Source organism: Dyadobacter sp. 676 (genome assembly GCF_040448675.1).
GTDB lineage: Bacteria > Bacteroidota > Bacteroidia > Cytophagales > Spirosomataceae > Dyadobacter.
Window position 1 is genome coordinate 1,138,303 of sequence record NZ_CP159289.1, and the last position, 20,698, is coordinate 1,159,000.

Annotated in this window: 15 protein-coding genes, 3 tRNA genes and 2 pseudogenes; 12 read left to right on the forward strand and 8 right to left on the reverse strand. The window is 49.7% G+C overall.

Annotation, left to right across the window (positions count from 1 at the left end; all coding sequences use genetic code 11):
- Positions 1-53: 53 nt before the first annotated feature.
- The 3 genes and pseudogenes from ABV298_RS05210 to ABV298_RS05220 all read left to right on the forward strand — a co-directional run bounded on the left by ABV298_RS05210 (position 54) and on the right by ABV298_RS05220 (position 1,431).
- The gene (locus ABV298_RS05210; protein WP_353721114.1) at positions 54-680 is read left to right on the forward strand and encodes a response regulator transcription factor; all 627 of its coding nucleotides are present in this window, start codon (positions 54-56) and stop codon (positions 678-680) included.
- A 111-nt stretch (positions 681-791) separates the two neighbouring features.
- Positions 792-1,121 (forward strand): annotated as a pseudogene (locus tag ABV298_RS05215) (response regulator); the annotation flags it as partial.
- 76 nt (positions 1,122-1,197) lie between these two features.
- Positions 1,198-1,431, forward strand: a complete 234-nt coding sequence (locus ABV298_RS05220; RefSeq protein WP_353723145.1) for a helix-turn-helix transcriptional regulator — start codon at positions 1,198-1,200, stop codon at positions 1,429-1,431.
- A 15-nt stretch (positions 1,432-1,446) separates the two neighbouring features.
- Here the strand turns inward: ABV298_RS05220 and ABV298_RS05225 are convergent, their stop codons facing one another.
- The 3 genes from ABV298_RS05225 to ABV298_RS05235 form a co-directional block, all read right to left on the reverse strand.
- Positions 1,447-4,554: a two-component regulator propeller domain-containing protein gene (locus ABV298_RS05225; protein WP_353721115.1), complete on the reverse strand. Its 3,108-nt coding sequence runs from the start codon at positions 4,552-4,554 to the stop codon at positions 1,447-1,449.
- Positions 4,555-4,708: 154 nt separating this feature from the next.
- Positions 4,709-4,939, reverse strand: coding sequence for a hypothetical protein (locus tag ABV298_RS05230; RefSeq protein ID WP_353721116.1), 231 nt, complete (start codon positions 4,937-4,939; stop codon positions 4,709-4,711).
- A gap of 249 nt (positions 4,940-5,188) precedes the next feature.
- Positions 5,189-6,115: a glycosyltransferase family A protein gene (locus ABV298_RS05235; protein ID WP_353721117.1), complete on the reverse strand. Its 927-nt coding sequence runs from the start codon at positions 6,113-6,115 to the stop codon at positions 5,189-5,191.
- Between the two features lie 402 nt (positions 6,116-6,517).
- Here ABV298_RS05235 and ABV298_RS05240 point away from each other — a divergent pair, with 402 nt between their 5' ends.
- Positions 6,518-6,796, forward strand: coding sequence for a hypothetical protein (locus ABV298_RS05240; RefSeq protein WP_353721118.1), 279 nt, complete (start codon positions 6,518-6,520; stop codon positions 6,794-6,796).
- A gap of 83 nt (positions 6,797-6,879) precedes the next feature.
- Complete coding sequence (locus tag ABV298_RS05245; RefSeq protein WP_353721119.1) at positions 6,880-8,061, forward strand: hypothetical protein; 1,182 nt, start codon at positions 6,880-6,882, stop codon at positions 8,059-8,061.
- 84 nt (positions 8,062-8,145) lie between these two features.
- Here ABV298_RS05245 and ABV298_RS05250 read toward each other — a convergent pair whose 3' ends face one another.
- Positions 8,146-8,724, reverse strand: a complete 579-nt coding sequence (locus ABV298_RS05250; RefSeq protein WP_353721120.1) for a DUF4142 domain-containing protein — start codon at positions 8,722-8,724, stop codon at positions 8,146-8,148.
- Between the two features lie 334 nt (positions 8,725-9,058).
- Positions 9,059-9,847, reverse strand: a complete 789-nt coding sequence (locus ABV298_RS05255; protein WP_353721121.1) for a class I SAM-dependent methyltransferase — start codon at positions 9,845-9,847, stop codon at positions 9,059-9,061.
- 465 nt (positions 9,848-10,312) lie between these two features.
- On the opposite strand from ABV298_RS05255, the pseudogene ABV298_RS05260 reads away from it, so the two are divergent.
- Positions 10,313-11,118 (forward strand): annotated as a pseudogene (locus ABV298_RS05260) (SDR family oxidoreductase).
- A 73-nt stretch (positions 11,119-11,191) separates the two neighbouring features.
- Positions 11,192-11,746 carry an AraC family transcriptional regulator gene (locus ABV298_RS05265; RefSeq protein ID WP_353721122.1) on the forward strand — a complete coding sequence of 185 codons (555 nt, stop codon included), beginning with the start codon at positions 11,192-11,194 and terminating at the stop codon, positions 11,744-11,746.
- A 277-nt stretch (positions 11,747-12,023) separates the two neighbouring features.
- Here ABV298_RS05265 and ABV298_RS05270 read toward each other — a convergent pair.
- From ABV298_RS05270 to ABV298_RS05280, 3 genes are all read right to left on the reverse strand, one after another.
- Positions 12,024-12,097 (reverse strand) — tRNA-Arg (locus ABV298_RS05270).
- Between the two features lie 110 nt (positions 12,098-12,207).
- Positions 12,208-12,281 (reverse strand) — tRNA-Pro (locus ABV298_RS05275).
- Positions 12,282-12,340: 59 nt separating this feature from the next.
- Positions 12,341-12,427 (reverse strand) — tRNA-Ser (locus ABV298_RS05280).
- A gap of 131 nt (positions 12,428-12,558) precedes the next feature.
- On the opposite strand from ABV298_RS05280, the gene ABV298_RS05285 reads away from it, so the two are divergent.
- From ABV298_RS05285 to gltB, 5 genes are all read left to right on the forward strand, one after another.
- Positions 12,559-13,521: a VWA domain-containing protein gene (locus ABV298_RS05285; protein WP_353721123.1), complete on the forward strand. Its 963-nt coding sequence runs from the start codon at positions 12,559-12,561 to the stop codon at positions 13,519-13,521.
- A gap of 38 nt (positions 13,522-13,559) precedes the next feature.
- Positions 13,560-14,279, forward strand: coding sequence for a tetratricopeptide repeat protein (locus tag ABV298_RS05290; RefSeq protein ID WP_353721124.1), 720 nt, complete (start codon positions 13,560-13,562; stop codon positions 14,277-14,279).
- A 15-nt stretch (positions 14,280-14,294) separates the two neighbouring features.
- Positions 14,295-15,230 carry a phosphoribosylaminoimidazolesuccinocarboxamide synthase gene (locus tag ABV298_RS05295; protein ID WP_353721125.1) on the forward strand — a complete coding sequence of 312 codons (936 nt, stop codon included), beginning with the start codon at positions 14,295-14,297 and terminating at the stop codon, positions 15,228-15,230.
- 48 nt (positions 15,231-15,278) lie between these two features.
- Entirely contained in the window at positions 15,279-15,701 is a 423-nt protein-coding gene (locus ABV298_RS05300; RefSeq protein ID WP_353721126.1) for an STAS domain-containing protein, read from the forward strand.
- A 398-nt stretch (positions 15,702-16,099) separates the two neighbouring features.
- The gene (gene gltB, locus ABV298_RS05305) at positions 16,100-20,683 is read left to right on the forward strand and encodes a glutamate synthase large subunit (RefSeq protein WP_353721127.1); all 4,584 of its coding nucleotides are present in this window, start codon (positions 16,100-16,102) and stop codon (positions 20,681-20,683) included.
- The last annotated feature ends 15 nt before the right edge of the window (positions 20,684-20,698 follow it).

The following is a 20,698-nucleotide window of genomic DNA, read 5'->3' on the forward strand; positions in this document are numbered from 1 at the left end:
CCGGATTTTTCACCCACTTCAACGTTCCCCTCATCTGCCACCCATTTTTACCTATGCATATCTTGATCGTTTCCGATAACCCGATTTTTACGTTGGGGCTTCGGTCAACTATCGCCACCCGATTTTTCCAGGCCAGCTTTATGGAAGTTGCTTCCCTGCAGGCCGCGGGTATTGCCATCGAAAATCACCCGTTCAATCTGATGATCCTTGACGCGGTTTCGGCCAAAGACAGTAAAATCGTAAAGCATGTAAAAAATATCCTTGACCGGTGCGCCGACCTTCCTATCCTGGTCGATCTGGGAGACCAGCTGGCCGACTCCCATTTTTATATACGGCTGGGCGCTAGCGCGGTTGTTTCCAATTCGGCGACTCCTGCCGAGATTCTCCAGGCCGTAGAAGTCCTGGTAACGGGAAGACAAAAAAAATTTGTCAGCCAGGATATCGAGCAATTGCTCCTTTTCCAGCTGACCAGTAATTCGCTGACAGGCCTGCTCACCCAAAGGGAAAGGATCATAGCCAACCTTTTGATATCCGGAAAGCCGAGAGCCGAAATCGCGCGGATAGCCGGAATCAGCCCCAACACTGTGAGCGTATATAAAAGGATTATTTTTGAAAAACTTGGCATTCAAAGTCTCCCCGAGCTAATCCCGAAACTACAACCCGCCGGCTATTGCAGCTGAAACAGGTAAGCACGGGAGTTGTACATGGCGGCTATTTTTAGTCAGCCTGGAATGATGACGCCTAGAATTATTTCTATACTTACATCCAATATCCGACACATCTACAACAACATGAAAATCCTGATTATCGACGATCACTTTCTCGTGCGCAACAGCCTGAAATTTATGCTGGAAAATACATACAATGACGTTATTTGCATTGAAGCGGACAACTACTACAATGCCCAGCCACATTTTGCCGATCCTGCGATCAGATTGATCATTCTCGATATCGATATCCCCGGTGGTATCGGCACCGGTATGGTCACTGAAATAAGGGCTCAGCGCCATGATGTCGGTATTCTTATCTGCTCGGCGGCGGATGAAGAGCTTCTTGCACTGGATTATATTATGGCAGGGGCCGATGGATACGTGGCGAAGTCGGCCGACGAAGGAGAAGCAGTGAAAGCGGTGTCAATGGTGTTGAAAGGCAAGCGATATGTAAGTCCTGCCATTCAGGAACGGTTGTTGGAGGTGCTTGCGGGAAAAAGCAACCAGCCGGGGGGGACAAAAAACCAGGCGTCTGTCGAACCGGGAAAAGCAGGTCCTGGACCTGCTGCTGGAAGGAAAGTGGATCAAGGAAATCGCCGCTACACTCAATTTACAGGCCAATACCGTCAGCTCGTTCAAAACAAGGATTTTTACAAAGCTAGGCGTTACCAATCTGTTCGAACTGGCAAAAAAGGTAAAAGAGCAAAAGCAATATCATTAATCTGCCGGGACCCATTTAATTAATACGGTCAGGAAAATGCAGGATGAATGCAGTTCCCGGCGCGAGTAATCTTACTTCCAGTTTCTCAACGGCAAAGGGGGCGAGTTCCTTGATGATCAGCAGTCCTATTCCCGCGTTGCCGGTCGGTGAGGCCTTACTTTCCGGGTCGTTCAGCCAGTTCAGGATTTTTTCCGGAACCCCATAGCCCGAGTCTGCGATGACAAGCTTTAGCCTGTCGTTATCCCGGCTTACGAAAGCTGTGATGGTACCGGCGTCAGTATATTTGTTCGAATTGTCCACCACGTTTTGAAGGATCACATCCAGCAACTGCGCGCTGCTGATCACCTTCGTGTTCTCCGGGATTTCATTGATAAAAGTATTCGGGTATACTTTACCCCTGTCGGCGTACAAATTGAAATTTTTCTCAACCAACTGACGAAGGTCCACGTAGTCTTTCTTGACGTCGCGCTTATACACCTGTATTTTGACATACGCCAGCAAGCTCTCCAGGGTGTCCTTGACCCTGATCATAGCATCCTGGATATTTTCGCTGAACATCAGTGCCCGATCGTTCTGCTGCTTGCGGATCAGGTCTTTCATCTGGTTGGTCACAACAATCGCGGCATTCAGGGGAGTGCGTACATCGTGGGCGATCGACGCCATCAGGCGCGATTGCAAATGGATTTGTTGCAGCAACTCGCTTTGCGATGTTTCCAATTTGTGCAGCGTCGCCTTCAGTTCCTTCGTCCGCTCCCCTATTTGCTTTTCGAGCATCTCATTCCGTACCTGGATCCGGCGTATGCGCTTTCGAACCCCGAAAACAAGTAATAAGCTTACCGCCAGTGCGGAGAATGCATAAAAAAAAGTGGTTTGATACCAGTGGTCCCTGACCTGGATGTCAATATTCTCGTAGCCGTAGTTCCTTGCATCGAAACCACTCAGTTTCCGGATACTGAGCCTGTAATTGCCACCGCCGTACAGAGGAACTGCCAGCCTCATACCTGCATCCAAATCCCTCCAGTTGGTTACGGGTTTTCCGTTTTTAAACAAGCGATACGACAGGTTCAGGTTGTATGGATCGCCGTAGTAAGGTGCATTTACCTGAACGTCCAGTTCCGGCTGCCCTGCCGGAATTGAGATGACACCCTGCGATACCCCAACCGGCTTGTTGTTAATAAGAATATCGTCGATGAAAATAGCCGGCCCCGGTTGCTCGGGTTTGATCTGCTCGGGGATGAACCACACCAGCCCCTTAATCGATGGCAGCGAAACCACGCCGCTGGACATTCTCAGTGCGCAGGGCTGACAACCTCCGTTGAACTCATTGGTTTTAAAACCGGAGACTTTTGAATAGTAATGATAATACAAAGGGAATGGCTTTTTCGCATAGGAGAGCAAGTCCTTCCTGCTGATCTGGAACAATCCCTTATTTGTTGTAACCCAAAAAAATCCCCGGTGGTCTTCCAGCATGCAATGCGCATTGGCCAGGTACTTGTTTTTGTCGAGCGGAAACCTGGTAAGCCTGTCTTGTTTCAGAAGAAAGAACCCGTCCGCATAGGTGGTTATCCATATTTCGTCGCCGGCAGGAGGTATGTAAAGGCTGCGGATATAAATACTTCCCAGGCTTTTTACCTGCGAAACCGTTCTCGTCGGCAAATGGACTTTGAATAACCCTCGCCCGCTGCCAATCCAGAGATTTTCGGCCCCCTGGTGCTCTATCCAGGAAATGTCGGGGAATCGGCCAGTGATAAAGGGCACGGGACGCTGATCCGGCACCGTCGGATCGAGATAGAATAGCCCCGCAGTGGTGGTCCCGAACCATATCGTGTCGCCTTCCCATTGGTAAAGCACTGTAACATTCCCCGAAACCTTCAAACGCCTTATGAGCCGCGACCCGGAGTTGTCGAAGCAAAAAATTTCGTTTCCCTTTTTTCCCCAGATTCTTCCCTGGCGGTCGGTCAGCACACTGTACTGGTCCCAATCGATATACCTGGTCATCAAATCCAGCGAGCGGGAAATAATCCGGCCTGTCTTACGATCGCGGAAAAACCTGACTCCCCTGGAGGTTATCACCGTGTTGCTATCGGCAAGTGCCTGCCCATAATATACGTTATGATGGGCAGGCAGGGTTGTCGTCACCGACCGGAAGGGCTGCTTTCGAATAACATACAGCCCGTCGAGCTGGCTACCGAGAAAAACGCGGCCAGCCTGTTGATCGTAGAATACCGACTTTATGGTGGCTCTCTGCAGGGAAAATCCTTCCAGGATGATATCCGCCAGCAAATCGCCGTTCCGGGTAGCGGAAAGGGCGTACAGTTTGTCTTCACAAGACAAAAAAACCTGGTCCGAGGAATTGTTCCAGTATATCTCGAACTTCCACGTCCGATGTTCGGGCCAAGGTCCTCTCACCTGAATGCGTCCGGCTTTTGAATCGGTGCCGCCGGCCGGAAAGCGGAATGCTTCCAGCGATTCGTCCAGGTAATACAGGTCAGTTCCGATGCGAAAAAAACGGAGGAGATTTCTGCCCTCGAATACAAACCGCCTTTGTCGTTTGCTGTTCGCGTAATATTCAACGGACTTCCCGTTGCAGGAGAAATATGCATTGCCTGGAACAGGGTACCGGGCGACCATCCTATCGAGCACTTTCTTGACCGACGTCTCGATCAGTAACGGGAGGCTTTCCACAACTACCGAAACCGGCTTGCCAGGCTCTGCGGGCACTTCCACCGTAGGAATAGTCTTTAAACAGTTGTCGGGAATAGCCTTTCCGGACGAAATCCGGATCCATTTTTCATCATGCGTCAACGCCAGCAGATCACTGGTTTTGTCGTCGGGATGCAGGTAAAAACCTTTGATATTTTTTGCCGCAAATGAACTTCCAAATTCGTCAAATATGCGGAACCTGTTTCCGTCGTACCGGCAGAGGCCCCTTTCGGTTGCCATCCAGATATTTCCGTTCGAATCCCGGACGATGGATTTTATGCTGTTTTGGGGCAGTCCGTTTTCATCTGTGAAATGGCGGATGTCGTACCCCGGGAGCTCATCGAGCCTGGTGGATTGCGACCATGCAGTCAGCGATGTTATACTAAATAAAAATATTCCAAGAAAATGATTGAAAACCACCAGGCGAGACAATTTATCCGAATCTATCTCTAAATAAGAAAAATTTAGCAGAATTCGACAAACAATGTCGAATTCTGCTGAGAAATGCAGCTTGCGCGCGGCAGCGGGTGTGTGGCTTTGAGCTTCCGGTTGTGCAGGTCTTTCACTACCTGCGCTATTTCTGCGGCTCGTCCGAACGCGTTGTATCCCGGCCCGGCAGGGTCAGTTTTTGTTCGTCGCTGTTTTCGATATCCTTTCTGGTGCTTACCGGACTACTGTCTTTTCCAACCACGGAAGAATCGATAGGTGCCCCCTGGCTGGCCTCCTCGCCCGCGTTATCGTTCTTTGTACAGGCCAAGTGCAGCAGCGAAATGAGTAGTATGGTCGTGAATGTGCTCGTTTTCATAGTTGCCGTTGTTGAATGAAGTTTGACAATGTAAATGATCGCCAATCTGCTAAAAAGGTCGTACCACCAACGTTACGGAAAGAACCTGAAACCCCTCAGCGGCAGTTCACCATTATTTGAATGACAAACCGACAACTTCCCCGGCTTTTTCCTATACCGGTTAAATAAGGCTGTTCCATTCCATGGACGAGCTGAAAAACATGAAGAAGACCTCCGGAAAGCAGTAAGGGTTTTCAACCATGCTTTTCCCTACAAATCCATTTTGATTCTCAGCTTAATGAGGAGCAGGATAAACGGGAAACTTAATGTGAACAAAGGGCTTGCATTTTTTGCAAAAGCAATGCTGAAAGCCGCTTTCAGGAAAGCGTTAAACCCCTCTCTTTTGTACATCAAAAGGCGCCAGTTCTGGATATACAGCATCCTGAATTCCAGTTTGAAACGCTGGACAGCGCTCACGGGCAACTTCCGGTAGTTGTCGAAAATTTCATTGATGAGGCCGTCGGGGCCATATCCCCAATCTTTTTTCTGGACCGGTTGTGTCACATAAACCGGGTTATTTTTGATAACGAACACAGATCCCTGCAAGCCGCAAATCGACACAAAATAGATATACGGATATATATTGTCGACACCGTTTTTAATGTATTGCTCATAGGCGATCCGGCGCTTCGCCACTACCCCGCTCATCTGATGGCCCTTCCAGGAATACTGCAACACGGAATCAAATCCTTTGGAAAATTTGACGGACGGCCCGATCACATCCCGGGAACCGGTCACAAATTCGCCGTGAATCGAAACCGGAATGCAGTTGGGGACGATCGCCGTCGTGTCGGGATTATTGGTGAGTATATCCATGCATTCCTTCAAGAAGTCGAAATTAATGTAGTCGTCGTCTCCAAGAAACATCACATAGTCGGCCGTGCTCTTTGCCAGAACGAACAGAACATTGTCTTTCAAGCCAATATTAGTCTGTTGGCGGTAAAGGTCGATGTCGATCACACTGCGGGCCTTGAATTTCACCACTTCTTCGTAGGTATTGTCCGTAGAACAATTGTCGGATATAACCAGACTAATTTTGTCCGTAAAATTCCCTTTTGTAACGATTTCAGAAAGTATCTCGAGATTTCTGAGAAGGAACTCTGATCTGTTGAACGTCGGAATTAAGATATTGAGCATAGTTGTGATTTAGTATTTCGAGACCCGCTCCCGTCCTGAAACCTTCGGGCAACATCTGGCCGAACGCTTTCAGAAATGGAAATTTCAGGCTTCCGTCGGAGAGCGCCGCCCGGATTCCGGACAAATTTAAGGCTAAATACTTCATCGGCTCGCCAAAACGCCGTAAAAGATTGAGGTATTTATAAATAGTTAACACTGTTATCGGCATCAACGCGGTATCTTTCGGACAAAATAGAGCTTTCGCCTTTTAACCTAAGTCGTTTTCGGTTTTGAGCCTTTTTCTGGAATACCTTAACACCCTGGCCCCGCTGGACGAGCGGACCAGGGCACTCGTGGAATCTGCCGGCCAGCTGCATCGACAGCCTTTTTACCGGGACCGAAACATCGTACTACATCGACGTCGTGGAAGACGCAAAGATTCATACCGTGCATTATGATATCATCGAACGGTCGTTCGCCGATTACCCGATGTTGGAACGACTCGGAAGGCTGATGGTCACCGAAAACTACCTGCTGCTCGACCAACGCATGAAAATGATGGTGTTTCACTCTGCAGAGGAACGCTATAATAACCTGCTGCGCGACGAGCCGCTCGCATTGCAGAAGATTCCCCTTAGTCACCTTGCGTCCTACCTGAACGTTACGCTGGAAACATTGAGCCGCATCAGGAGCAAAAAATAAAAATCGGTCGACTTACTGTTTTTGACTTTTGTCAAATGAATTTTCGAGCCGTGTCATCAGCTTTGGGCCTAAAACCAAAAGCTATGAAAACTTGCCCGATCCTGCTGTTATCCCTGCTTTTATGGCAGGTTACCGTGCCTTGTTCCGCTCAGAACAATTTTGAAGATAAGCTTGCCAGGGCCGCCCTGACCTGGTTCGACACGGCGCAGGTGAATGCGATTTTGAAAAATAACCGTGAATTGCTGTTGCCATTCAGCCAGGTCATGCAATTTTCCATGAGCTTACAGGGACGCAAGATGGCCGCTTTCCCATTGGCTGCGTTGCGGGAAAAGCCGGTCTACGAGTCGTCCGTCCCGCCGCTGCTCGCTTCACCGGTCCCGAATAACCGCCTGCTGGGTTATCTGCTGATCGCCGCCACGGGCGACGTAAGTCGCAGGGACTTGCTTGCACAGCGGCTAAAAACAGAAAAGGCATCGGAATGTACGATCTGGCTGGGAATGGGGCTTATGCACCTGGGTTACGATCATACATCGGCGATCTTCCCGTGGGTTGTTGAAAATAATAGCCTTGCCGGAAACTACCTTTTTCCGTTGTTTTGCGCGTTGCCCAAAGATTCACTGCGACAAACTGCCTACCGGTTCGCAGCCAGCGCCAATTGGAAAGAACGCATTTATGCAATACAAAGCCTGGGATATACCGGTTATTCGGCCCAAAGCGACAGTATCCTCAAAAAGGCGATCCGCGATTGGCCCCTGCATTTGAAAGGTTACGCGCTTGTACCGGCCAAAAGCATTGGTTGCGGCGAATTGCTGCGGGAGGTCAAGCCGTTCCTCGATAGCGCGGTGGTGCGACAAACGGCCCTGGAAGCACTGGCCGCCAGCCCCACTCCGGAAGACAGGGATTTCGTGGCCGGCCTGGCAATCTCGAACCCGGCAGACCGCGAGGCAATGGATGCATTGAAAGCCTCGGAAAACGCCGGCATGATCAGACTTTGGCTGAAATTACTCGGCAGCAGTGCGGTACCGGATACTTATTTCTTCACTATTGCTCCCAATTCCCTCCTGCGAACCGATTCATTCTTGCCCGATCTTCTTGCCGGACTGAAAGACATGAAGAACCCCGATTTCATAAGCAGGCTGATCCCCGCGCTTGCAGGACGCAGGGACATTGCTTCACAAGACTATTTAAACGAATGCCTTAGGAACGAAAATCAGGCTATCCGAAATGCCGCTCAAAAGGCGCTGGCCCTCAGCGGAGCGATGTGAAGGTAGTGTTCCAGTCGCTATGCTTTGCAGATAGGCAAAAAAGCGGCCGCCGTTAAGCAGCCGCCAGCCTGAATATCATTTGGGTTATTTGGTCTTATCCAGGTTCTTGACGTGGTCAAGGTGGGATTTAAGCACCGGCAACGTTTTATCGATAAATGCCTTTATTTCAGCATCCTTCACATTTTTCTGCCCGTCCTCGAAGAGTTTTACCGTCTTTTCATGATCCTCGACCATTTGATCGATATAGGCTTTATCGAAATCCTTCCCGTTTTTCGCCGACAAATCAGTCGAAATCTTTTGCTTGTCTTCATCCGGTGTTGCGGGTAAGGTAATGTTTTTGCTTGCCGCGAGCGCTTTCAGTTCATCGTTGGCCTTGGTATGGTCGGTCACCATCATTTTGGCAAATTCTTTCACCTTCGGATCGGTGCCCTTGTTTTGGGCAAGCTCTCCGAGCTGCACTTCGGCCATACCGCCGTTTGCCGCGTCAACAGCAAATTTTGAATCTTCCTCGGCTACGGCCGTGGTGCCTGTTGCTTGCCCGCTGTCGGCCACAGCTTCATTGGCACTGTCGGCTGCTTCCGTGGAATCCGTCGAATTTGAAGTTCCGCAACCCCACAGCATGGCGGCGGTTGCAAAAGTCAGTAATGTGGTTGCTGCTTTCATTGTTCTGCAGGTTTGTTTAAGTGGCATTAATATGCTAGTGCTCAAAATTGTTTAAAACAATAGCTTGCCAATACGTTAAAAAAGCATGCCCGTTCGATCAGCCGCACGGCATCTTAAACACTAACCGTACTTCTCCTTCTTTTTCAAGCGGCTTTCTTTGTAAATACTTTGCACACGCCTCAACCGCATTGTAATCGCGGTTTCCCTCTTCGGGCAGTGAAGAGCCATACACCGGCAAACCTGGGGGTAAGAAAACGTAACGTGGCCGAACAGGAAAACGCCGTCTCGTGGTATACGGCATACAGACACCGAAACACGGACGTGATCATCAGCATTAATCAGGTGTGTTTCCCTTGTTAACAAATCCGCCATCGTTGATCTCAAAGCTATGTTTTTCTTTTCCTTTAAACATAGCTTTGAGTGTTTCCAGGAATGATTCTTTCTTCAATTCAGTAGGTACGTAAGGCGTGATCGTTTTGTTCCCGACCTGTTTATGAAACGGATTTGATCGTTTTGCTTTTTCAAAAACAACCACACTATCGTAAAAAGCAATGCTATTAATATGCCTGCTGATATCGTCAAATGTGATGCCGGTTTTGTCATGAATATGATGTTCGTATAGTTTGTCGATCAGCCCCTTGGCGTGTTCTATAAATGTGCCGGGCTTTCTCAGCCCACCATGAAATTCCGTCCAGTAAGAGGTATGTGTATCTTCGACCACATATAGCCCGCCTTCTCTTACTTTTAGAAAGAGCGTTTCGAACGAGACCAACTGCTGGATCATAGTATGCCCGCCGTCGTCGAGAATAATGTCCAACTCAGGAAGTTGGCTCATGACTTTTTCCAGAAAAACTTTGTCGCTTTGCGAACCTATGAATATGGTCGTGTTTTCTTCTTCCAGTTTTTTACATTCCGGGTTGATGTCGATAGCGTATATATGTACCTGAGGGCCAAAAAATTTCTTCCAGAGTTGCAGCGAACCACCGTGGGAAATCCCGATTTCCAGCATGTTGACCTCCTTATCACGGTATCTGGCAAAATGCTTTTCATAAATATCGAAATAATGGTCCCATTTGTGGATAAGGTTTCCCTCGTGATTGTAAAACAAATCTCTGATTGTCATGGCCTTACGGTTAGCAGGTGATTGGGCTTATAATAGTACGCGCAAACACGAATTTAAAAACGGTTATTTCATCGGATATCGTACCCCTAAGTGGTTTTAACGCCTAATTTCAAATATATGTTTAGTTTGATAAAAAAAGAAAATGTGCGGGGCAACACTTGTGACAATAAATAATACTCCCGGGCAATCACAACCAACTACTTATTAGGAAATGACTAGTTCGCTTGCAGACTTGAAAAACAGATTTGTAAGTATCTCTTCTAAGTTTACGAGCCTCACTACGAACATAAAATATTCCCAAATAGAAGGCATTTTATGTTCATAATTTTGTAGTACCAGTGCTGCTTTTACAAACCCGATGGCCTGAACGCTATCCTGACGTTTAAACAAAACAAAAACGGACGTTTGAACAAAACCCGTACAGCGCGGCCGGCCTATCTTTGCTGCAACAAATCAGTTAAAAAGATGACAGACAGAGATTCGATTAAAAATGACCCCGGTAAAGTTGCAGTGCTCATCGGGGGAAGCACAGGCATCGGCCAAAGCACAGCCATTGAACTTGCTAAAAACGGTATCGGCGTGATCCTGACCTATAACTCGCATCGGGAAAGTGCCGATGAAACAATTGGTACCATTGAAAGTATTGGCGGCAAGGCGATCGCCTTGAAGTTAGACGCCGGTCAAAGTGAATCCTTCGCGTCATTTGCGGATTCAGTGGAACAAGAGCTGGAACGCAAGTGGGGACGCAGTAATTTCGATTACCTGGTAAACAACGCCGGGTTTGCAGAGATGGCTACTGTGGAAGAAACCTCAGAAGAACTCTTCGACAGGCTGATCGCTGTAAACCTGAAGGCGCCGTTCTTCATTACCCAGAAATTACTTCCGATTTAAAAAATGGCGGGGCCATAGTAAACACCATCAGCACAGCAGCCTTACCTTCTCCGGTTTCAGGAGGCAGCGCAGCCTATGCCTCGGCGAAGGCGGGTCTTATGACTCTTACCCGTTACATGGCCTTCGAGTTTCGCAATCGCAGCATCCGGGTAAATGCTGTCGCCCCCGGACCTACAAAACACGCTTCGCCAATGACGGCTTTGAAAGATTCCCCCCAGATTGTAACCCCGATTGCAGAAAGGACGGCGCTTGGTCGAGTTGGCCAAGCAACGGATCTGGCCAATGTAATTGTATCTCTTTTGTCAGATAAATGGCTTTGGGTCACCGGCGAGACAATTGAAGCATCGGGAGGTTTCAATTTAGGTTTTAGCCTGTTTTGACAATCGTCAATTTGGCTCGCACTACCGGATATTTCGAAGGCTAATGCTAACTTTATCAGTTGAAATCCCGCCAATGAATTTTGAAACAAAATATATAACCACAGATATTAAGCTCTCCACATATGAGGGGAAAATGCGTAAATCCGAGATAGCATTTAAACATCATATGCTGGTGTGGTTCATTGCCGGTGAACAGTTCCCGGAACATATCGCTTCCCTGAAGATTACAGAGGCTATTAGTATCCTCAGACATATCGATCCGGATATCGACAGTGTTTTGGCAAATTTTGAGGAACCGGGTAAAATAGACCTGGTGAGTTTCATGGAGAAAAACTACATGTTTAGCATGCCTTTGGAAAAATTCAGCTACTTGACGGGCCGCGCCCTGACAACGTTCAAGCGGGATTTCTTCAATGCCTTCGCTATAACGCCTCAAAGATGGCTGACAAACAAAAGGCTGGAACGGGCGCACTACCTGCTTTCCCAGAAACAGGCCAAATCTGCGGATATCTATCTTGAAGTTGGCTTCGAAAATATTTCGCATTTTTCATTTGCTTTCAAAAAGAAATTCGGATATCCGCCCACGGAGCTTGGCAAAAGCCAGCACACCAGGTGGCTTCCCGGCTGACGCGCGACGTATCAGGCTGCCGCGTTGTCCTGAAACGCCTGCAAAGAAAGGCGAAATAGCTTCGATGTTGGCACGGCCACTGCGGGCGAAACTTAATGGCTTTCAATTCAACGACCCACCGAATAGGGCACCAAAATTGTAAAAAAGGGGGTATTTTTGACAGAACTCACCAAAAAAACATTCCCCGCAAAGGAAGCTCTTTTTGAGAGGCTTACTAAAAAAAATCCCCACAAATACTTGATTTGCGGGGATTTGGCGCATTTAATAATCGTTTTTGTGATCCCGTTTGGATTCGAACCAAAGACCTACTGCTTAGAAGGCAGTTGCTCTATCCAGCTGAGCTACGGGACCTGGTTTCTTTAATGGCAACTGCCTTCTAAGCAGTAGGCTATTCAGGTCATAAAAAAAGGCAGTCAGCAGTGCAGTTTTACTGCAAACGGCTTACTGCCTCTTCACTTTTGTCGGGGAGACAGGATTCGAACCTGCGACCCTCTGGTCCCAAACCAGATGCGCTACCGGACTGCGCCACTCCCCGATATTTTTCTCCTTCTACTTTAAGAAAGAGCACTTTTTGTCAGAGCTTCAGAAACCGCGTGGAGGAAGCGGGATTCGAACCCGCGGTACCCTTGCGAGTACGGCAGTTTAGCAAACTACTGGTTTCAGCCACTCACCCATCCCTCCTTCGTCCGTCGTTCCGGGTTGCAAATATAGAGGGTTCATTTTCAGAAAAGCAAACATTTCAAGAAAAAAACTTCGCCAGAAGCCCGAAATGCCTATTTTTGGCAAAGTTTCAATTACACAATACGTTCATTATGAACTGGAATTACCCCTTTGAAAGCACTGAATATTTTTTTATATTTTTTTTCATCTTCGCCTACACAGCCTACATCATTCGTACCGTCAGGGTGGCCCGGCAATTGCAAACCACTGCCCGGACACTCATCATCAAACTCTTTTTACGCAGCATTACCTTCTCGCTTTTGATCATCAGCCTGCTCGGACCGTCGTTCGGAGAGGCCGAGCGCGACATTCAGGCAAAGGGCAAGGATATTTTTATGGTGGTGGATCTTTCCAAATCCATGGACGCGGCGGACGTGACGCCGTCGCGGCTGGAAAAAGTAAAGTTTGAACTGAACCGCTTCGTCGAAAACGAGCGGGCGAACCGCATCGGCATTATCATTTTTTCCAACGACGCGTATATACACGTCCCGCTCACGTACGACGCGGCTGCGCTCGAACTTTTCATTCAATCGCTGCAAACGGACCTGCTGCCGACGAATGGAACGAATATCTGCGGCGCGATCGAATTAGCTTACAACAAACTCATGAATACGGCGGATCCCACGAGCCGCTCAAAAATGATGGTGCTTTTTACCGATGGCGAAAACAGCTCGAATTGCGGCAACGCATTGTTCAATAACCTGCGGCGTTTCGGTATCGGGGTATATTCGGTGGCAGTGGGCACGAAGGTCGGCATCAGCATTCAGCAGAACGGAAAGCCCCTGATGGATAAAAACGACAAGCTGGTGATCAGCAAGCTGGACGAAAACTTCCTGCGCAGCATTACCAATTCGTCGCGCGGGAGTTATTACGAGCTCAATAACTCGAAAAACGATATTCAAAAACTGATCGGCGACATCAACCAGGCGGAAGGCGCGCTCATTGACTCGCGGACCATCACGGTGGTGAGCAACAAATATTACTATTTCCTCGGCGCGGCGCTGGTGCTGATCCTGCTCGATGTACTAATTACCATCGGAACGTTTCGACTATAAGTGCAATTCCCTATTTTTGCACCCAAATGTGAACCGATATGACGTCTCTGATCCTCTATGTCCTGCTTTGGCTTTGGGATAACCGGACATTCGATTCCATTACCAAGGCGAACCAGCGAAAACTCGACGCCGAACAGGCATACCAGAAAAAAGAGTTTTCCAAATCGGCCGAGCTGTACCGGCAAATTACCTACGGCTCGCTCTTTTCGGACCCCGCCGCAAGACTGAACCTCGCCCATTCGCTGTTCAAAATGGGCGACTACAAACAGGCTCTGAAGCATTACCGCTTGCTTAGCGATATCGATAACAACGGCATTGCGTCGGTAGCCAATGCGCAGATCGCATTGATCCTCGTCAGCAAAAAAGACACGGCAAGCGCATTGACCAGCCTGAGAACGGCATTACGGCTCGAACCAGGCAACGTGCCGGCGAGAACCAACTACATTATCCTGAAAAAAAGTTTCTCGGGTGTGGAGCAACCTTCGGACATGACTACCCGCAAGCGGAGGTCGGACCAGCAGCAGACGGCCCAGGGGCAACCGCAAACACCTCCCGAACCGCCGCAGGAGTCGCGGGAAGTGACGGAAGATTTCAAAAAGGAGGAATTGCTCAAAAGCCTTAAGGCAATGAATATGTCCGAGGAACAGGCACGGGCGATCCTCGATGCCATGAAATCGAACGAATCCCAATATATTTACCAGCTCCGGCGCAAACAATACAATAAAAAACCCGGGCAAAAGAGCGAAATCGAATGGTAATTTACCAATAATCTAATGAACAGCATACCAGCAACCAACTTCCAGTTCCCCGGCCAGACAGGCTTCTATAAAGGAAAAGTCCGTGACGTTTACTCGTTCGAAAAACGTCTGGTAATGATCGCCACCGACCGTATTTCGGCGTTCGATGTGATCCTGCCTCGCGCTATCCCCTACAAAGGCCAGGTATTGAACCAGATCGCCGCCCACTTCCTGAACGCCACGTCCGATATCGTTCCCAACTGGCTTGAAGAAGTGCCCGATCCGAACGTGAGCATCGGCATAAAATGCCAGGCATACCCGGTGGAAATGGTGGTGAGAGGCTATCTCGCAGGCCATGCCTGGCGCGAGTACAAAGCCGGGAAACGCCAGGTATGCGGCGTCGCATTGCCCGAAGGCCTGAAAGAGAACGACAAGCTCCCCGAGCCTATCATTACCCCCACTACCAAGGCGCACGAAGGCCACGACGAGGATATTTCCCGCGAGCAAATCCTAGCGCAAGGGCTTGTGAGCGAGGACGAATACGAGCACCTGGAACGCTATACGCTCGCATTATTCGCGAAAGGAACCGAAATGGCGGCCGACCGGGGACTGATCCTGGTGGATACCAAGTATGAGTTCGGTCAGCTGGATGGCACGATTTATTTGATCGACGAAATCCACACACCCGATTCCTCACGGTACTTTTATAAAGACACCTATGAGGAAAATCAACGCGCCGGGCTACCCCAAAAGCAGCTTAGCAAGGAATTTGTAAGAGAATGGCTCATCGAAAACGGCTTCCAGGGCAAAGACGGTCAAACCGTGCCTGAAATGACCGATGAAAAGGTGAATTCGATCTCGGAACGTTACATCGAGTTGTACGAGAAGGTCACCGGTATGAAATTCCAGAAAAACAACCTGGATCACCCGCTCGAAAGAATCGAGAAGGCCATTCTGCGTGCATTGGCCTGACGCCGTCACCACTTAACAAAACATTTGTTCGACAAAACGACAACCGAAATGGATTTTAAACTGGAAAAGAAAGAACAATACGTCTATATCGATACGGATGCGACGGGTTTCGCCGGCGATGTGCCGGCCGCTTTCGAGGAAACGGCCCGCGGCTTGTTTCGCGAAGGCTATCACAGCCTGATCGTCAATATGCAGACGGTTAAATCGCTGGATGCTACGGGCATTACCACATTAAAGAAAGTGAATCGCCTTTGCGCGAACGACCTCGGCCTGCTCGTGATCGTGACACGCGACGACGATTTCATCGATACTTTGGAAGACCTGCGTATTCCCGATCTCACTGTTTTGCCGACCAAAGAGGAAGCAATCGACGCCGTTTTCATGCACAGTCTTGAAAATGAATTCGGCGCGGGCGATGACGATTACGACGACGAAGACTACGAGGGCGTCAGCGAATCGCAAGAACCCTGATATTTGAATAGTATAATTTTCAGCATTTTCGGGCGACGTCCCGCCGGGCTTCGGCGGGACGTTTTTTTAACCTATTCCAACACTTTTTATATTTTCCTTAGGCACTTTTTGTAATCCTCCAAGTCGCTGAAAACTGCCTTCCCGGCTTTTGAAAATGGTAACCAATAGGCGCATTCGTTACAGGTTTATCAATATTTTGATAATAATTGTAATTAATCGGCCAAATGCATATTTGTGATAGAAAATTTTGCCATTCCCATAATAAGCCAAATATTTTTTATGGGTATATTGCGTGGCTTTACCCAAAACATCACACACTGGCGTTTTCGCTTTCCTTTTAAAGTGCTTATTTAAACAGATTCTAATTACGAATTTGTTAATTACCTACAATTCGATAAATGTCGCAAATGTCTGAACAAATGGTAGAAAATCAGGGACTGTACCGCCCGGAATTTGAGCATGATGCATGTGGAATCGGTTTCCGGGCTAACATCAAGGGTCGTAAGTCGCACCAGATCGTGGCGGACGCCATTCATATGCTCGAAAGGATGGAGCACAGGGGCGCTACCGGTTTCGACCCTAACACCGGCGACGGTGCTGGTATTTTAATTCAGATCCCTCACGAATTCTTTGTAGAAGAATCTACCAAATTGGGCTTCCATCTGCCTCCGGCGGGTGAGTATGGTGTAGGGATGATCTTTTTCCCCGGCAATGAGACGGTAAGGGAAGAATGCAGGGATATCCTGAACCGAAAGATCAAGAAGCTGGGCCTTCAGTTGCTCGGCTACCGGAAGGTACCTACCCTGAATAACACCCTGGGCGAAGGCTCGCTCTCCGTTGAGCCGAGCGTGGAGCAGGTGTTCATCAAACGTCCGGACGACATTACGGACGACCTCGCATTCGAACGCAAACTGTTCATCCTGCGCCAGGTATCCACACGCCTCATTAAAGACACCGTAAAAGGCGGCGCGAAAAGCTTTTACTATTCATCGCTTTCATGCCGCACTATCTCATACAAGGGACAGCTTACCACTGCCCAATTGAAATATTACTTCCCCGACCTTGAGAACGAATCGGTGGTATCCGCATTGGCGGTAGTACACTCCCGTTTCTCGACCAACACCTTCCCGTCGTGGGAACTGGCCCAGCCATTCCGCTACATCGCGCACAATGGCGAGATCAACACGGTGAAAGGTAATGTGAACTGGATCCGCGCCGGGGAGAAATCCTTCGAATCGAAATACTTTACGAAGGAAGAAATGGATATGCTCCTGCCGATCTGCGACAGGAACCAGTCCGACTCCGCCAACCTCGACAATGCAATCGAACTGCTGCACCTTTCGGGCCGTTCGTTGCCGCATGTGATGATGATGCTCATTCCCGAAGCCTGGGATGGTAACGACCAGATGGACCCCGAGCGCAAGGCATTCTACGAATACCATGCGGCGATTATGGAGCCATGGGATGGTCCAGCGTCGATTTCATTCACCGACGGCAAAATCGTAGGCGCGACGCTCGACCGTAACGGTCTGCGCCCTTCACGTTACTGGGTGCTCGACGACGATACGATTATCATGGCGTCGGAAGCGGGCGTGCTGGAAGTGGACCAGTCGAGAGTAGTGACGAAAGGCCGCCTCCAACCCGGACGTATGTTCGTGGTGGACATGGAGCAAGGCCGCATTATCCCTGACGAGGAGATCAAATCACAAATCTGTACGGCTAAGCCTTACCAGCAATGGCTGGATGAGAACAAGCTGCACGTGGACGCGCTCGAACACCCGATCCGTACCTACCGCGCTTATGACGAAAATTCATTACTGAAACGTCAGGTAGCATTCGGTTATACTTCGGAAGATCTGCGCATGATCCTTGCCCCGATGGCACAAACCGGCCAGGAAGCGGTTGGGTCAATGGGTACCGATAGCCCGCTGGCGGTACTTTCCGATCAGTCGCAGCATTTGTCTACCTATTTCAAACAGCTGTTCGCACAGGTCACCAACCCGCCGATCGACTCGATCCGGGAGCGTGCGATCATGTCCCTGATCTCTTTTGTAGGCAGCACCGAGAATATTCTTACCGAAACGCCCAAACACTGCCGCCAGATCGCATTGCCGCACCCGATCCTTTCGGTGCAGGAATTCGATAAACTGCGTTTTGTAGATAAAGACGGCTTCCAGGCCAAAACCATCAATACCTATTTCCGTGCCGACGAAGGTGGAAAAGCATTGGAAAGAGCATTGGAAAGAATCTGCCGTTACGCGGTAGACGCTATCGAAGACGGATTCGAGATTCTCATCCTCTCCGACCGCGCCATCGACTCCGACCACGCGCCGATCCCTTCATTGCTCGCCACAGCGACCATTCACCACCACCTTATCCGCGAAGGATTGCGTGGCAAGGTAGGTCTGTTGGTGGAAGCGGGAGACGTTTGGGAAACCCACCATGTGGCGACGCTGATCGGGTACGGAGCAGCGGGTATCTGCCCTTACATGGCATTCGAAACGCTTTCTTACATGAACCGCACGGGCATGATCGAAGGTGAATTCACCGATGAAAAACTGCATTACAACTATATCAAGGCCGTTAACAAGGAACTTCTGAAGATATTCTCGAAAATGGGAATCTCTACCCTGCAATCGTACCAGGGAGCGCAGATATTCGAATGTGTAGGCTTGAACAAAGAGGTAATCGACAAATATTTCACAGGAACTATTTCCCGTATCGGGGGTATGGGTATCCCTGAGATCGCCCGCGAAATCCTGGTGCGTCATAAAGTAGCATACCACGAAAATCCGGAGCAAAAGCCGCGGCTGGAAGTGGGTGGTGTATATCAATGGAAACAACGTGGCGAAGCCCACATTTTCAATCCGCAGTCGGTGCATTTACTGCAACAGGCGACCCGCAACGGTAGCTACGAGCAGTTCAAGAAATATTCTAAGCTGATCGACGATCAAAGCCACAAGGCGCTGACATTACGTGGTTTGTTAAGATTCAAAAAAGGCAACCCGATTCCATTGGAAGAGGTGGAGCCGGTTGAAAATATCTTCAAACGCTTCGCTACCGGTGCGATGTCCTTCGGATCCATTTCGTGGGAAGCGCATACGACGCTGGCGATCGCGATGAACCGCATTGGCGGCAAGTCCAACTCCGGTGAAGGTGGCGAAGACGAACTGCGCTATACGCCGCTTCCGAACGGCGACAGCATGAACTCGCAGATCAAACAGGTTGCTTCGGGCCGTTTTGGCGTAACAAGCCATTACCTGAGCAATGCGGGCGAGCTGCAAATCAAAACCGCCCAGGGCGCAAAACCGGGCGAAGGTGGTCAGCTTCCGGGCTTCAAAGTGGACGACTGGATCGGCCGGACGCGTCATTCGACGCCGGGCGTGGGTCTGATCTCCCCTCCTCCTCACCACGATATTTACTCGATCGAGGATTTGGCGCAGCTGATCTTTGACCTTAAAAATGCCAACCGCGCCGCACGTATCAGCGTGAAGCTGGTATCCGAAGCCGGTGTAGGAACCGTGGCATCCGGTGTAGCGAAAGCACACGCCGACCATATCCTGATATCCGGTTACGACGGTGGTACCGGCGCCTCTCCATTGAGCTCGATCCGCCATGCCGGTCTGCCGTGGGAGCTTGGCTTGGCTGAAACTCACCAGACGCTGGTACGTAACAAATTGCGCGGACGGGTAACCGTTCAGGCCGACGGACAGCTCCGTACCGGCCGCGACCTCGCGATCGCCGCATTGCTCGGTGCCGAAGAATGGGGTGTTGCAACGGCCGCATTGGTGGCCGCAGGCTGTATCATGATGCGCAAATGCCACCTGAACACCTGCCCGGTGGGTGTGGCGACGCAGCGTAAAGAACTCCGCGCATTGTTCTCGGGCAAGCCTGAACACGTGGTGAACATGTTTACCTACATGGCGGAAGAATTGCGCGAGATCATGGCACAGCTTGGTTTCAGAACAGTCAATGAAATGGTTGGCCAGGCCCAGTACCTCGAACTGCGCAATGACATCAAACATTGGAAATACAAAAACCTGAACTTCGACGCTATCCTGTACAAAGAGGGCGACCTTTCGGTAGCGCAATTCAAGCAGGAAGAGCAGGATCACGGTATCGACGCCATTCTCGACCTCGACCTGATCCGCACGGCACAACCGGCGCTCGACAGCAAAGAAGAGGTTTACGCCGAATTCCCGATCAACAACCTGAACCGGTCGGTGGGAACGATGCTTTCGAACGAAATTTCGAAGAAATACGGCGGCGCAGGCTTGCCAACCGGCAATATCCACTTCAAATTCCGCGGTACGGCCGGCCAAAGCTTCGGTGCGTTCAATACCACCGGTGTACGCCTCGAACTGGAAGGTGACGCGAACGACTATTTCGGAAAAGGCCTCTGCGGCGCCGAACTGATCGTGTACCCCGACCGCGACGCGAAGTTCAAGCCGGAAGAAAACATTATCATCGGTAACGTGGCATTCTATGGTGCTACTTCGGGTGACGCCTATATCCGCGGGACCGCGGGCGAGCGCTTCTGCGTACGTAACTCGGGCGCGAAGGTAGTAGTGGAAGGTGTCGGCGATCACGGTCTTGAATACATGACGGGCGGTCTGGCGATCATCCTCGGCGAAACAGGCCGCAACTTCGCGGCGGGTATGTCGGGCGGTGTGGCTTACGTCCTCGACAAAAACGGGACTTTCGAAGAGAAAGTGAATAAAGAAATGGTGTCGCTCGAAGCGCTCACGGATGAAGACAAAGGCATCCTGCGTGAGTATCTGGATAAACATTTCCAATACACAACCAGCAACATCGCATTCCAACTGATCCAGAACTGGGAAGAATCTGTAAAGCAATTTGTGAAAGTAATGCCGTCCGATTTCCGCAAAGCGCTGGAAGGACGCGGTATCACGCTCGCCCAGCAGATTGCAGACAAAAACGTCGTGTACAAAGACATCGTCGTGGACGTGGTACATCAGTAATTTCAGTTTCAGGAT

What these genes read in the sequence shown, in the direction of transcription:
- ABV298_RS05230 (WP_353721116.1), bottom strand. Translation starts at nt 4,939, where the DNA reads ATGAAAACGAGCACATTCACGACCATACTACTCATTTCGCTGCTGCAC.
- ABV298_RS05250 (WP_353721120.1), bottom strand. Translation starts at nt 8,724, where the DNA reads ATGAAAGCAGCAACCACATTACTGACTTTTGCAACCGCCGCCATGCTG.
- ABV298_RS05295 (WP_353721125.1), top strand. Translation starts at nt 14,295, where the DNA reads ATGAACAGCATACCAGCAACCAACTTCCAGTTCCCCGGCCAGACAGGC.
- ABV298_RS05300 (WP_353721126.1), top strand. Translation starts at nt 15,279, where the DNA reads ATGGATTTTAAACTGGAAAAGAAAGAACAATACGTCTATATCGATACG.
- ABV298_RS05235 (WP_353721117.1), bottom strand. Translation starts at nt 6,115, where the DNA reads ATGCTCAATATCTTAATTCCGACGTTCAACAGATCAGAGTTCCTTCTC.
- ABV298_RS05265 (WP_353721122.1), top strand. Translation starts at nt 11,192, where the DNA reads ATGAATTTTGAAACAAAATATATAACCACAGATATTAAGCTCTCCACA.
- gltB (WP_353721127.1), top strand. Translation starts at nt 16,100, where the DNA reads ATGTCGCAAATGTCTGAACAAATGGTAGAAAATCAGGGACTGTACCGC.
- ABV298_RS05245 (WP_353721119.1), top strand. Translation starts at nt 6,880, where the DNA reads ATGAAAACTTGCCCGATCCTGCTGTTATCCCTGCTTTTATGGCAGGTT.
- ABV298_RS05255 (WP_353721121.1), bottom strand. Translation starts at nt 9,847, where the DNA reads ATGACAATCAGAGATTTGTTTTACAATCACGAGGGAAACCTTATCCAC.
- ABV298_RS05290 (WP_353721124.1), top strand. Translation starts at nt 13,560, where the DNA reads ATGACGTCTCTGATCCTCTATGTCCTGCTTTGGCTTTGGGATAACCGG.
- ABV298_RS05210 (WP_353721114.1), top strand. Translation starts at nt 54, where the DNA reads ATGCATATCTTGATCGTTTCCGATAACCCGATTTTTACGTTGGGGCTT.
- ABV298_RS05285 (WP_353721123.1), top strand. Translation starts at nt 12,559, where the DNA reads ATGAACTGGAATTACCCCTTTGAAAGCACTGAATATTTTTTTATATTT.